Consider the following 12,607-nt stretch of genomic DNA (forward strand, 5'->3'; position numbering starts at 1 on the left):
CGAGGCAACGTCCGCGCTGCTGGCCGCCCCGCCGCCGGGCTTCGGCGTCGCCTCGATCACGGAGGACGGCCATCGCGCCTTCGCCACCGAGACCCCGCTGGTGGTCCCGGATCCCGCCGAGGCCGGAGCCGACCAGTCCGGCCTCGGCGATTGCGCCGTCAAGTCGATGGCGACCGAAACCAAGGAATGCACCTACGGGGACCCGGAGGGAGACTTCACCCTGGCGCTGGTGGGAGACTCGCACGCCGGGCAGTGGTTCAAGGCCCTGGAGCCTGTTGCCCGCGAGCGGGGATGGCGCCTGCTGACGTACATCCATCATTCCTGCCCGTTCAACGCGGAGCAGCGCAAGCTGGAAGCCAAGGGGGAGTCCGTCTGCCAGGGACCCAACGAACAGACCATGGAACGGCTGACCCGCGGCAGCGTGGACGCGGTCCTGACCTCCTACTACGCGGAGTCTTCCTTCGTGGACTCGGACACCGGCCAGCGGCCCGGCGCGGCGGGCTTCGCCGAGTACTGGAACGAACTCGCCGACGCCGGCATCGACGTGTACGCGCTCAAGGACACGCCCCGCCCGCGTGAAGGCGCGATCGCCCGGGACTGCGTGGCGGTGAACTACGAGGACCCGGCCGAATGCGGCCAGCCGCGCAGCGACGGCCTCGACGGCAAGGACCTCACCGAGGATGCCGCCAGGCTCGCTCCGCGGACGCGGGTCATCGACCTGTCGGCGCACTTCTGTGACCGGGAGACCTGCCCGGCGGTGATCGGCAACGTCCTGGTCTACCGGGACCTCAACCACGTCTCGGGCACCTACATGAAGACGCTGACCCAGCCGCTGGAAAAGGCCCTGCTACTGGCGATGGAACGGCCGTGACACCGCGGGCGGGCCGCCGTGCAGCAACCGCCGGGCAGCCGCGTCGTACGCGACCCGCATACTCTGCTAGACTTATGTTCGATTGTTTTTGTGTGGCAGTGGATGAAGGCCGTTGCGGATGAAACCGCAACGGGGCCTGTTTCCGGTCCGCGGGGTTCTTGCGCGGAGAATGCCACACTTTTGCACGCCTACGGTCGCTTCGATTCCGCAGCGTGTGCGAAGACGACCGACAGTGCCTGGCCCTGCATGACAGACGGGGCAAAGCCCAAGAAAAACGGAGAACACGAAAGTGCCTACGATTAACCAGCTGGTCCGCAAGGGCCGCTCACCTAAGGTGAACAAGACCAAGGCGCCTGCCCTCAAGGGCAGCCCGATGAAGCGCGGCGTTTGCACCCGCGTTTACACCACCACCCCGAAGAAGCCGAACTCCGCGCTCCGTAAGGTAGCCCGCGTCAAGCTCGCCGGCGGCATCGAAGTGACTGCCTACATCCCCGGTGTGGGCCACAACCTGCAGGAACACTCCATCGTGCTGGTGCGCGGCGGCCGTGTGAAGGACCTGCCCGGTGTCCGCTACAAGATCGTCCGCGGCGCCCTCGACACCCAGGGTGTCAAGAACCGCCAGCAGGCCCGCAGCCGCTACGGCGCGAAGAAGGAGAAGAAGTAATGCCCCGTAAGGGTCCGGCCCCCAAGCGGCCGCTCGTAGTTGATCCGGTACACGGCTCGCCGCTGGTTACCCAGCTGATCAACAAGGTTCTCGTTGATGGCAAGAAGTCCACCGCAGAGCGCATCGTGTACGGTGCCCTCGACGGTGTGAAGGCCAAGTCCGGCGGCGATCCCGTTGCCGCCCTCAAGAAGGCCATGGACAACGTCCGCCCGACCCTGGAGGTCCGGTCCCGCCGCGTCGGCGGCGCCACCTACCAGGTTCCGGTTGAGGTCAAGCCGGGCCGCGCAACGGCCCTGGCCCTGCGCTGGCTGGTCGGCTACTCGAAGGCCCGCCGCGAGAAGACGATGACCGAGCGTCTCATGAACGAAATTCTGGATGCGTCGAACGGTCTCGGTGCCGCTGTGAAGCGTCGCGAAGACACCCACAAGATGGCCGAGTCCAACAAGGCCTTCGCCCACTACCGCTGGTAAAAGAGCCGGTACGACGACGGCGCTAACCGCCGTCGTCGTATCCCTCACCTACAAAGGGAGACATTGTGGCACTGGACGTGCTAACCGACCTCACGAAGGTCCGCAATATCGGCATCATGGCCCACATCGATGCCGGCAAGACCACCACTACGGAACGCATCCTGTTTTACACGGGTGTGAACCACAAGCTCGGCGAAACTCACGACGGTGCGTCGACGACCGACTGGATGGAACAGGAAAAGGAACGCGGCATCACCATCACCTCCGCCGCGGTGACTTGCTTCTGGAACCAGAACCAGATCAACATCATCGACACCCCGGGCCACGTGGACTTCACGGTGGAGGTCGAGCGTTCGTTGCGCGTCCTCGACGGTGCTGTCGCTGTCTTCGACGGTAAGGAAGGCGTGGAGCCGCAGTCCGAGACTGTGTGGCGCCAGGCCGACAAGTACGAAGTTCCGCGCATCTGCTTCGTCAACAAGATGGACAAGCTCGGCGCCGACTTCTACTTCACGGTGGACACCATCATCAAGCGCCTCGGCGCCAAGCCGCTGGTCATGCAGCTGCCGATCGGTTCCGAGAACGACTTCATCGGTGTCGTGGACCTGCTGACCATGAAGGCCATGGTCTGGGAGGGTGACGCCAAGGGCGATGTGTCCATGGGTGCCGCCTACGAGACCCGGGAGATCCCCGCGGACATGCAGGCCAAGGCCGAGGAATACCGCGCGCAGCTGGTTGAATCCGTTGCCGAGGCTTCCGAGGAACTCATGGAGAAGTACCTCGAAGGCGAAGAGATTTCCATCGACGAGCTGAAGGCCGGCATCCGCAAGATGGTCGTCAACTCGGAGATCTACCCGGTCTTCTGTGGTTCCGCCTTCAAGAACCGCGGCGTGCAGCCGATGCTCGACGCAGTCATCGATTACCTGCCGTCCCCGGTCGACGTTCCCTCGATGGTCGGTCACGACCCGAAGAACGAGGAAATCGAGCTCACCCGCAAGCCGAACGAGGAGGAGCCGTTCTCGGCCCTGGCGTTCAAGGTTGCGGCGCACCCGTTCTTCGGCCAGCTGACCTTCATCCGGGTTTACTCGGGCAAGGCCACCTCCGGAACCCAGCTGCTGAACTCCACCAAGGGCAAGAAGGAGCGCATCGGCAAGCTGTTCCAGATGCACGCCAACAAGGAGAACCCGGTGGAGGAGGTGCACGCAGGCCACATCTACGCGGTGATCGGCCTGAAGGACACCACCACCGGCGACACCCTGTGTGCCGTCGACGCCCCGATCGTCCTCGAGTCGATGTCGTTCCCGGAGCCGGTGATCTTCGTGGCGATCGAGCCGAAGACGAAGGGCGACCAGGAGAAGCTCTCCACGGCTATCCAGAAGCTCTCCGCCGAGGACCCGACGTTCACCGTTTCGCTGAACGAAGAGACCGGACAGACCGAAATCGGCGGCATGGGCGAGCTGCACCTGGACATCCTGGTGGACCGCATGCGCCGCGAGTTCAAGGTCGAGGCCAACGTGGGCAAGCCCCAGGTTGCCTACCGTGAAACCATCAAGAAGGCTGTCGAGAAGGTCGACTTCACCCACAAGAAGCAGACGGGTGGATCCGGCCAATTCGCGAAGGTCCAGGTCTCCTTCGAGCCGCTGGACACCACCGACGGCACCTTCTACGAGTTCGAGAACAAGGTCACCGGTGGCCGTATTCCGCGCGAATACATTCCCTCGGTCGACGCTGGCATCCAGGATGCCATGCAGCTCGGCATCCTGGCCGGCTACCCGCTGGTCGGCGTCAAGGCCATCCTGCTCGACGGCGCATACCACGACGTCGACTCTTCGGAAATGGCCTTCAAGATCGCTGGTTCCCAGGTCTTCAAGGAAGGCGCACGCCGCGCCAACCCGGTCCTGCTCGAGCCGCTGATGGCCGTCGAGGTACGTACGCCTGAGGAATACATGGGCGACGTGATCGGCGACCTGAACTCCCGCCGTGGACAGATCCAGTCCATGGAGGACGCTAGCGGCGTGAAGGTTGTGCGCGCTAACGTTCCGCTTTCCGAGATGTTCGGCTACATCGGCGACCTGCGTTCCAAGACGCAGGGCCGCGCGGTGTACTCGATGCAGTTCGAAAGCTACTCTGAGGTCCCGAAGGCTGTTGCCGACGAGATCATCCAGAAGACGCGCGGCGAGTAAAACCCCCAGGGTGGCGGGTCCTTATCCGTAAGGATCCGGCACGCCGTGCCGGCGGCCGGTCGGCTCACGCAGCCGGCCGCCGGCACAACCCACCGACGGAACCGCGCAAGTTTTTGCCGGTACCTGACGGAACCAGTAATTTCACCAAATACAAAAGCCCGAAGTAGACTTGTTCAAGTTTCGGCCGTGACAATCGCGTCCGAAGAGCAAATCTTCTCAACACGTTCTAGGAGGAACCCGTGGCGAAGGCAAAGTTCGAGCGGACTAAGCCGCACGTCAACATTGGCACCATCGGTCACGTTGACCACGGTAAGACCACGTTGACCGCTGCCATTTCCAAGGTGCTTGCTGACAAGTACCCCGATCTCAACGAGCAGCGTGACTTCGCAGCTATCGACTCTGCCCCGGAAGAGCGCCAGCGCGGCATCACCATCAACATCTCGCACGTCGAGTACCAGACCGAGAAGCGCCACTACGCACACGTGGATGCCCCCGGCCACGCCGACTACATCAAGAACATGATCACCGGTGCCGCCCAGATGGACGGCGCAATCCTGGTGGTTGCCGCGACTGACGGCCCGATGGCCCAGACCCGCGAGCACGTTCTGCTGGCCCGCCAGGTTGGCGTTCCGACGCTGCTGGTGGCCCTGAACAAGTCGGACATGGTTGAGGACGAGGAACTGCTCGACCTGGTCGAAATGGAAGTCCGTGAGCTGCTCAGCTCGCAGGAGTTCGATGGCGACAACGCACCGGTCATCCGCACTTCCGGCCTGAAGGCCCTGGAAGGCGACGCCCAGTGGGTCAAGTCCGTCGAGGACCTGATGGACGCCGTTGACGAGTACATCCCGGACCCGGTCCGCGACAAGGACAAGCCGTTCCTGATGCCGGTTGAAGACGTCTTCACCATCACCGGTCGCGGCACCGTGGTGACGGGCCGCGCCGAGCGCGGTACCCTCGCCATCAACTCCGAGGTCGAGATCGTCGGCATCCGCCCGGTCCAGAAGACCACCGTTACCGGTATCGAGATGTTCCACAAGCAGCTCGACGAAGCATGGGCAGGCGAGAACTGTGGCCTGCTGCTGCGCGGTATCAAGCGCGAAGACGTGGAGCGCGGCCAGGTTATCGTGAAGCCGGGTTCGATCACCCCGCACACCGACTTCGAGGCCAACGTCTACATCCTGTCCAAGGATGAAGGCGGACGCCACAACCCGTTCTACTCGAACTACCGTCCGCAGTTCTACTTCCGCACCACCGACGTGACCGGCGTTATCACCCTCCCAGAGGGCACCGAAATGGTCATGCCGGGCGACAACACTGAGATGACCGTTGAGCTCATCCAGCCGATCGCCATGGAAGAGGGCCTCGGCTTCGCTATCCGTGAAGGCGGCCGCACCGTTGGTTCGGGCCGCGTCACCAAGATCACCAAGTAACTTTGTGATCTGCTGACCGGAGCTTTCCGGTCGGAGGCAGGAGAACCCCCGCCGTCTCAGGACGGCGGGGGTTCTCTCTTTTAACGAGTGCGCCCGGTGCGGGTGGAATGCTGCTCGAACGGTCCGGGTGCGCCGTCGGTCTTGTTCCTCCCGGATTCAGATGTTCTGGTGCAGGCAGAGGATGTTGCCCTCCGAGTCCGGGAACCAGGCGCAGCGCTGGTGGCCGGTCACCGCGATGTGGTCTACGGTCTTGAGGCCCGGCAGGTCGTAGTCCGCGAAGTCGACGCCGCGGCCGGCCAGTTCGGACATCTCGGTTTCCAAATCGGCCACCTCGAAGCTGATCGAGGTGTGGTCCGACGTGTCGGCGTCCGGTCGGACGATGAGTTCTACCGCGGTGGAACCGTCGCTGGAGAAAAGGAACGTATCCTCTCCGAGCGGGCCGGCCGGCTGCAGGCCGAGGGAATCCTGGTAGAACGCGCGCGCCCGGTCCATGTCCTTCACGGGCAGGACCGTCGTCATGGCTTTGGTGCTGAGCATGGTTGTCCGGCTTCCTGGGAGCATCTGCTGTGGACACTCCCAGAATAGTCGCGGCCGCGGCCCCGGGAACTGGAGGACGGGCACGAATTTCGACCGCCAACCAGTAGGATCGGACCATGGAATGGCTGATCGTGTGGATCGTCCTGGGCCTGGCCGCCGCGGTGGTCGGGGCGGTGTCCTGGGGCAGGCGGTACTTTCGCCATGAGCTGGACCGTGCCCGCCGCATCCGGCGCGCCAACGGCGGGCCGTAGCCGAAGCGCCGGGGACTGGCGAACGCGCCGGCGGGCCGTCAGGCCTGACCCGGTGCTGCCACCGCCGGCTCGGTCTGCCCCGCCGTCTCGCCGGCACCGGCACGACGACGGCGCGCGGCCACATCCTTCAGCCAGTGGAAGGACGCCTTGCGGATCCGCTGCTGGGTGGCGAAGTCCACGTACACCAGGCCGAAGCGCTGGCTGTACCCCGCCGCCCATTCGAAGTTGTCCATCAGCGTCCACACGTAGTAGCCGCGCAGGTCGATGCCGGCTGCGGGCCCGTCCGGCGCCGTCGCGGTGAGCGCGGCCTCCAGGTGCGAGGCCAGGTAGTCGATCCGCCGCACGTCGGCGACCGACGGCTCCTTGGTCAGCGCATCGCGGACCACCACATCCTTGAAGCTGGCGCCCCCCTCGGTGATGTAGACCGGCGGCAGGTTGGGGTAACGCTCGGCCATCCGGGCAAGGGCGACCTGCAGGTAGTCGGGTGCCACGGGCCAGCCGAATTCTGTCCGGTCGTACCCCGGCCACGCGGCCAAGTGGAACGGCAGCTCGCCGCCCTGCTCCCAGAGCAGCTCGGGCAGGCCGTCGGGGATCGCCTCCGGTCCGGTCAGCGGCCCCGGGCCGATGCCGATCCTGGTGGGGAAGTAGTAGTTCAGCCCGTAGAAATCCAGCGGCTGGCTCATCACCGCCAGGTCTTCGTCCGGAATCTCGCGCAGGTACTGGAGTGCGGGCTTGAGCACCGGGTTGAACTCCGGGTAGCGGCCCAGCAGCACCGGGTCCGAAAACATGCCGTTGTGCAGCACGTCGAACAGTTCCACCAGCACATCGTGGGCCAGTCCGTCCTTGGCGCCCACCACGGGGGAGTAGACGTTCGTGATGCCCGCCTCGCCCGCGATCCCGCCGGCCCGCAGTGCCGAGAGGCTGAGCCCGTGCGCGAGGATGAGATGGTGCGCGGCCGGCAGGGCGTCGAACAGCCCGGCCTGGCCGGGCGCATGGACGCCGAGGCCGTAGCCGTTGAGGGTGACGGTGGTCGGCTCGTTGATCGTGACCCAACGGTCCACCCGGTCGCCGAACTTGTCCGCGGCGATGGCCGCGAAGTCGGCCAGCCGGTAAGCGGTATCCCGGTTGAGCCAGCCGCCGGCGTGCTCCAGCGGCAGCGGGGTGTCCCAGTGGTAGAGCGTGCACATCGGGGAGATACCCCGGGCCAGCAGTTCATCCAGCAGCCGGTCGTAGAAATCAATGCCGCGCTGGTTGACCGGCCCCTGTCCGCCGGGCTGGATCCGCGGCCAGGACAGCGAGAACCGGTACGAGTCCACGCCGAGCTCGGCCATCAGCGCGACGTCGTCCGGCATCCGGTGGTAATGGTCGCAGGCCGCGTCCGCCGTCGCCCCGCCGGCAATCCGCCCCGGCTCGTGCGAAAACGCGTCCCAGCCGGAGGGTCCGCGGCCCTCTTCGGCGACGGCGCCCTCGATCTGGAATGCCGCCGTGGCCACGCCCAGGGTAAAGTCGGACGGGATCATTGCCGCCAGGCGCCCGCTGTCCATTGCCATTCGCTGTAGTCCTCCTGAAACCTGGTCTCCCGTATGCAGTGCCCGGCGGAGCGGGCTGGCACCAGCATCGCACTGCCGGCGGGTCCGCGCCATAGCGGGGCGGCGGGGGTGCGGGCTTCCTGGGCCGGGGGCCGATTCGCAATCAGGGCCAAAGTCTGCCACACTAGATGAGTTGTTCAAGCGCTTTTGCATGTCTTCGTGCGAAGCTGGGTCCCGCCCGGGATAATGCCCGGGGCAGGGTCAGGCTCCACAGAGTTCAAAGAAGCCCAAATATAACCCACCCTCCATTTTGAGCGGGCGGAGTGCGCAGAATGTTCGCGACACGCCCGACCGCGGGGGTCGGAGCCTCAGCAGGGTGAGGAACCCGGATTCATCCGGATTCAGTCTGCCGGAGGAGCGCCAGGCCAGGAGCGATCCAGCCGTCGGGGCGCATCAGGAGAAAGTCAACAGAGCAGCACTGAGAAAGAGAGCGGAGACGCCATGGCGGGACAGAAAATCCGCATCCGTCTGAAGTCATATGACCATGAGGTCATTGATGTTTCAGCACGGAAGATCGTTGAGACGGTCACGCGTGCAGGCGCAACGGTAGTGGGCCCCGTGCCGCTGCCCACCGAGAAGAACGTGTACTGCGTTATCCGGTCGCCGCACAAGTACAAGGACAGCCGGGAGCACTTTGAAATGCGCACCCACAAGCGGCTGATCGACATTATCGATCCCACGCCCAAGGCCGTCGATTCGCTGATGCGGCTCGACCTGCCGGCGGACGTGAACATCGAAATCAAGCTGTAGGGGAGTGAGTAATTTGTCTACCACTACACGCCAAGTAAAGGGACTGCTGGGCACCAAGCTCGGCATGACCCAGGTCTGGGACGAGAACAACCGGCTCATCCCGGTCACCGTCGTCAAGGCCGACTCCAACGTCATCACCCAGCTGCGCTCTGCGGACGTCGACGGCTACACCGCCGTCCAGATCGGCTACGGCCAGATCGACCCGCGCAAGGTGACCAAGCCGCTGGCCGGCCACTTCGAGAAGGCCGGGGTTACCCCGCGCCGCCACGTGGTCGAGCTGCGCACCGCCGATGCCGGCTCCTACGAGCTGGGCCAGGAACTCTCCGTGGAACTGTTCGAGACCGGCCAGAAGGTCGACGTCGTCGGAACCACCAAGGGTAAGGGCTTCGCCGGTGTCATGAAGCGTCACGGCTTTGCCGGTGTGGGTGCCTCGCACGGCGCGCACAAGAACCACCGCAAGCCCGGTTCCATCGGCGGCGCGTCCACTCCGGGCCGCGTTTTCAAGGGCATGCGCATGTCCGGCCGCATGGGTGCCGTCCGCCAGACCACGCTGAACCTGACCGTTCACGCTGTGGACACCGAGAACTCGCTGCTCTTGATCAAGGGTGCCGTTCCCGGTGCCCGCGGCTCGGTCGTTCTCGTCCGTTCCGCTGTGAAGGGAGCCTAGTTCAATGGCCAACACGCTCAAGGTTGACCTGCCTGCAGAGATCTTCGACGTCCAGACCAACGTGCCGCTGCTGCACCAGGTCGTCGTCGCACAGCTCGCTGCTGCCCGGCAGGGAACCCACAAGACCAAGACCCGCGCCGAGGTTTCCGGTGCCGGCCGCAAGCCGTTCAAGCAGAAGGGCACCGGCCGCGCCCGCCAGGGTTCGATCCGCGCCCCGCACATGACCGGCGGCGGCGTCGTGCACGGCCCGACCCCGCGCGACTACAGCCAGCGCACCCCCAAGAAGATGAAGGCCGCTGCCCTGCGCGGCGCCCTCTCCGACCGGGCACGCAACGGCCGCATCCACGTCGTGGAGGCACTGGTTGCCGGCGACAAGCCGTCCACCAAGGCCGCTACCGACGCCCTGCGCGCCATCACCGACCGCAAGAACCTGCTCGTAGTCATCGAGCGCGCCAACGATGTGGCGGCCCTGAGCCTGCGCAACATCGAGGCTGTTCACACCATTTACGTGGATCAGTTGAACACCTACGACGTGCTCGTTTCCGACGACGTGGTCTTCACCCAGGCCGCCTACGAGGCATTCATCGCAGCTAAGGCAACTGCCAAGGAGGACGCCAAGTGAGCGCGACCACCACAAAAGATCCCCGCGACGTGATCCTTGCTCCCGTCGTTTCGGAGAAGAGCTACGGCCTGATCGACGAAGGTAAGTACACCTTCCTGGTCGACCCCCGCTCGAACAAGACCGAGATCAAGCTGGCCGTGGAGAAGATTTTCTCCGTCAAGGTCGACTCGATCAACACCATCAACCGTGCCGGTAAGCGCAAGCGGACCAAGTTCGGATGGGGACAGCGCAAGGACACCAAGCGCGCAATTGTCACCCTGAAGGAAGGCACAATCGACATCTTCGGCGGTCCGCTTTCTTAAGCGGAGACCACTTTAACGAGGAATTGAACTATGGGAATCCGTAAATACAAGCCGACTACACCGGGCCGTCGCGGCTCGAGCGTAGCCGACTTCGCTGAAATCACGCGATCGACGCCGGAAAAGTCGTTGCTGCGCCCGCTGACCAAGTCAGGTGGACGTAACAACTCCGGCAAGATCACTACCCGCCACAAGGGCGGCGGACACAAGCGCCAGTACCGTCTGATCGACTTCCGTCGCCACGACAAGGACGGCGTGCCCGCCAAGGTCGCTCACATCGAGTACGACCCGAACCGCACCGCGCGGATCGCCCTGCTGCACTACGTTGATGGCACCAAGCGCTACATCCTGGCTCCGGCCAAGCTGAAGCAGGGGGACACGGTCGAGGCCGGCGCCAGCGCCGACATCAAGCCGGGCAACAACCTGCCGCTGCGCAACATCCCCGTCGGTACGGTCATCCACGCTGTGGAGTTGCGTCCGGGCGGCGGTGCCAAGATGGCCCGCTCCGCCGGTGCCTCCGTGCAGCTGGTGGCCAAGGAAGGCAAGTACGGCCAGCTCCGCCTGCCGTCCGGCGAAATCCGCAACGTTGATGTGCGCTGCCGCGCAACCATCGGCGAGGTGGGCAATGCCGAGCAGTCCAACATCAGCTGGGGCAAGGCCGGCCGCATGCGCTGGAAGGGCGTCCGCCCGACCGTCCGCGGTGTGGCCATGAACCCGATCGACCACCCGCACGGTGGTGGCGAGGGCAAGACCTCCGGTGGCCGCCACCCGGTCAACCCGAACGGCAAGCCCGAGGGCCGCACCCGCCGCCCGAACAAGGAAAGCGACCGCCTGATTGTGCGTCGCCGTCGTACTGGCAAGAACAAGCGATAGGAGCCTGGGAACATGCCACGCAGCCTGAAGAAAGGCCCCTTCGTCGATCAGCACCTCTTCGTGAAGGTAGCTGCAGAGAACGAAAAGGGCACCAAGAACGTCATCAAGACGTGGTCCCGCCGTTCGATGATCGTGCCCGACATGCTCGGACACACGATCGCCGTACACGACGGACGCAAGCACATCCCGGTGTTTGTCACTGAGTCGATGGTCGGGCACAAGCTCGGCGAATTCGCCCCGACGCGGACCTTCCGCGGCCATGTGAAGGACGACCGCAAGGGCAAGCGCCGCTAGGCGCTGCTCTGACGGCAGAAGACGAGAGAAGGAAAGCAATGGAAGCCAAGGCTATTGCGCGCCATATTCGCGTGACGCCTATGAAGGCCCGGCGCGTCGTCAACCTTGTTCGTGGCAAGCAGGCGAATGAGGCTCTGGCAATCTTGAAGTTTGCCCCCCAGGCAGCTTCGGAGCCGGTCAGCAAGGTACTCGCGTCGGCAGTCGCCAACGCCCGCGTTATCGCGGATCGCGACGGCGTCGCCTTTGACGAGAGCGACCTGTACATCAGCGAAGCATTCGTAGATGAAGGCCCCACCATGAAGCGGTTCCAGCCGCGCGCCCAGGGGCGTGCCTACCGCATCAAGAAGCGGACCAGCCACATCACGCTTGTTGTCGCTACCCCGGAGAAAGAGGAGGACCAGTAAGTGGGACAGAAAGTAAACCCGCACGGATTCCGACTCGGTATCACCACCGACCATGTCTCCCACTGGTTCGCTGACAGCAACAAGGCCGGCCAGCGCTACAAGGACTTTGTCCGCGAGGACGTGAAGATCCGCCAGCTGATGTCCACGGGCATGGACCGCGCGGGCATCGCGAAGGTTGAGATCGAGCGTACCCGTGACCGCGTGCGTGTGGACATCCACACCGCCCGCCCCGGCATCGTGATCGGCCGCCGCGGCGCCGAAGCGGACCGCATCCGCGGCGAGCTGGAGAAGCTCACCGGCAAGCAGGTGCAGCTGAACATCCTCGAGGTCAAGAACCCGGAGATCGAAGCGCAGCTGGTTGCCCAGGGCATCGCCGAGCAGCTGACTTCCCGCGTGGCCTTCCGCCGCGCCATGAAGAAGGCCATGCAGTCCGCCACCCGCGCCGGCGCCAAGGGCATCCGTGTCCAGTGCTCCGGTCGCCTCGGCGGCGCCGAAATGAGCCGTTCGGAGTTCTACCGCGAAGGCCGTGTGCCCCTGCACACCCTGCGGGCGAACATCGACTACGGCTTCTTCGAGGCCAAGACCACGTTCGGCCGCATCGGCGTCAAGGTCTGGATCTACAAGGGCGACGTGACCGCGAAGGAACTGGCTGCCCAGCAGGCTGCCGCTCCGTCCTCGCGCGGCCGCGGCGACCGTCCGGGCCGCC

Annotated in this window: 16 protein-coding genes; 14 read left to right on the top strand and 2 right to left on the bottom strand. The window is 64.8% G+C overall.

What is annotated here, in order from left to right; all coding sequences use genetic code 11:
• The 5 genes from AC5RV2_RS08925 to tuf all read left to right on the top strand — a co-directional run.
• Positions 1–871, top strand: an 871-nt coding sequence (locus tag AC5RV2_RS08925) for an SGNH hydrolase domain-containing protein (RefSeq protein WP_494092055.1), incomplete at its 5' end; no start/stop codon positions are given.
• 289 nt (positions 872–1,160) lie between these two features.
• Positions 1,161–1,535, top strand: a complete 375-nt coding sequence (gene rpsL / locus AC5RV2_RS08930) for a 30S ribosomal protein S12 (RefSeq protein ID WP_493979224.1) — start codon at positions 1,161–1,163, stop codon at positions 1,533–1,535.
• Positions 1,535–2,005: a 30S ribosomal protein S7 gene (rpsG, locus tag AC5RV2_RS08935; protein ID WP_127511056.1), complete on the top strand. Its 471-nt coding sequence runs from the start codon at positions 1,535–1,537 to the stop codon at positions 2,003–2,005. Before rpsL ends, rpsG begins: the two co-directional genes overlap by 1 nt.
• Positions 2,006–2,070: 65 nt before the next feature.
• A complete protein-coding gene (gene fusA / locus AC5RV2_RS08940; RefSeq protein ID WP_494092056.1) occupies positions 2,071–4,185 on the top strand; it encodes an elongation factor G in 2,115 nt (704 codons plus the stop codon).
• A gap of 239 nt (positions 4,186–4,424) precedes the next feature.
• Positions 4,425–5,615: an elongation factor Tu gene (gene tuf, locus AC5RV2_RS08945; protein ID WP_493940539.1), complete on the top strand. Its 1,191-nt coding sequence runs from the start codon at positions 4,425–4,427 to the stop codon at positions 5,613–5,615.
• Between the two features lie 156 nt (positions 5,616–5,771).
• Here the strand turns inward: tuf and AC5RV2_RS08950 are convergent, their stop codons facing one another.
• Complete coding sequence (locus AC5RV2_RS08950; RefSeq protein ID WP_494092057.1) at positions 5,772–6,152, bottom strand: VOC family protein; 381 nt, start codon at positions 6,150–6,152, stop codon at positions 5,772–5,774.
• A gap of 116 nt (positions 6,153–6,268) precedes the next feature.
• Here AC5RV2_RS08950 and AC5RV2_RS08955 point away from each other — a divergent pair, with 116 nt between their 5' ends.
• Positions 6,269–6,403 carry a hypothetical protein gene (locus AC5RV2_RS08955; protein ID WP_494067520.1) on the top strand — a complete coding sequence of 45 codons (135 nt, stop codon included), beginning with the start codon at positions 6,269–6,271 and terminating at the stop codon, positions 6,401–6,403.
• Between the two features lie 38 nt (positions 6,404–6,441).
• Here AC5RV2_RS08955 and AC5RV2_RS08960 read toward each other — a convergent pair whose 3' ends face one another.
• Positions 6,442–7,953 (bottom strand): glycoside hydrolase family 1 protein, encoded by a 1,512-nt coding sequence (locus AC5RV2_RS08960; protein WP_494092058.1) that lies wholly within the window; start codon positions 7,951–7,953, stop codon positions 6,442–6,444.
• Between the two features lie 480 nt (positions 7,954–8,433).
• Between AC5RV2_RS08960 and rpsJ the strand changes: the two genes are divergently transcribed.
• The 8 genes from rpsJ to rpsC all read left to right on the top strand — a co-directional run.
• Positions 8,434–8,742, top strand: a complete 309-nt coding sequence (gene rpsJ / locus AC5RV2_RS08965; RefSeq protein ID WP_003803825.1) for a 30S ribosomal protein S10 — start codon at positions 8,434–8,436, stop codon at positions 8,740–8,742.
• 13 nt (positions 8,743–8,755) lie between these two features.
• Entirely contained in the window at positions 8,756–9,409 is a 654-nt protein-coding gene (rplC, locus tag AC5RV2_RS08970; protein WP_493979219.1) for a 50S ribosomal protein L3, read from the top strand.
• A gap of 4 nt (positions 9,410–9,413) precedes the next feature.
• A complete protein-coding gene (gene rplD / locus AC5RV2_RS08975; protein ID WP_494067518.1) occupies positions 9,414–10,031 on the top strand; it encodes a 50S ribosomal protein L4 in 618 nt (205 codons plus the stop codon).
• A complete protein-coding gene (rplW, locus tag AC5RV2_RS08980) occupies positions 10,028–10,333 on the top strand; it encodes a 50S ribosomal protein L23 (RefSeq protein WP_493941555.1) in 306 nt (101 codons plus the stop codon). Before rplD ends, rplW begins: the two co-directional genes overlap by 4 nt.
• A 30-nt stretch (positions 10,334–10,363) precedes the next feature.
• Positions 10,364–11,203 (top strand): 50S ribosomal protein L2, encoded by an 840-nt coding sequence (gene rplB, locus AC5RV2_RS08985; protein ID WP_493979217.1) that lies wholly within the window; start codon positions 10,364–10,366, stop codon positions 11,201–11,203.
• Between the two features lie 12 nt (positions 11,204–11,215).
• Entirely contained in the window at positions 11,216–11,497 is a 282-nt protein-coding gene (gene rpsS, locus AC5RV2_RS08990) for a 30S ribosomal protein S19 (RefSeq protein WP_074701289.1), read from the top strand.
• A gap of 38 nt (positions 11,498–11,535) precedes the next feature.
• The gene (rplV, locus tag AC5RV2_RS08995; RefSeq protein ID WP_136784918.1) at positions 11,536–11,901 is read left to right on the top strand and encodes a 50S ribosomal protein L22; all 366 of its coding nucleotides are present in this window, start codon (positions 11,536–11,538) and stop codon (positions 11,899–11,901) included.
• Positions 11,902–12,607, top strand: a 706-nt coding sequence (gene rpsC / locus AC5RV2_RS09000; protein ID WP_494092059.1) for a 30S ribosomal protein S3, incomplete at its 3' end; no start/stop codon positions are given.

It is taken from the genome of Arthrobacter sp. Y3225116 (genome assembly GCF_059091245.1).

Coding starts and splice junctions, on each gene's coding strand:
- rpsJ (WP_003803825.1), top strand. CDS start 8,434: ATGGCGGGACAGAAAATCCGCATCCGTCTGAAGTCATATGACCATGAG.
- rpsS (WP_074701289.1), top strand. CDS start 11,216: ATGCCACGCAGCCTGAAGAAAGGCCCCTTCGTCGATCAGCACCTCTTC.
- rplB (WP_493979217.1), top strand. CDS start 10,364: ATGGGAATCCGTAAATACAAGCCGACTACACCGGGCCGTCGCGGCTCG.
- rplD (WP_494067518.1), top strand. CDS start 9,414: ATGGCCAACACGCTCAAGGTTGACCTGCCTGCAGAGATCTTCGACGTC.
- AC5RV2_RS08960 (WP_494092058.1), bottom strand. CDS start 7,953: ATGGCAATGGACAGCGGGCGCCTGGCGGCAATGATCCCGTCCGACTTT.
- AC5RV2_RS08950 (WP_494092057.1), bottom strand. CDS start 6,152: ATGCTCAGCACCAAAGCCATGACGACGGTCCTGCCCGTGAAGGACATG.
- rplV (WP_136784918.1), top strand. CDS start 11,536: ATGGAAGCCAAGGCTATTGCGCGCCATATTCGCGTGACGCCTATGAAG.
- rpsG (WP_127511056.1), top strand. CDS start 1,535: ATGCCCCGTAAGGGTCCGGCCCCCAAGCGGCCGCTCGTAGTTGATCCG.
- AC5RV2_RS08955 (WP_494067520.1), top strand. CDS start 6,269: ATGGAATGGCTGATCGTGTGGATCGTCCTGGGCCTGGCCGCCGCGGTG.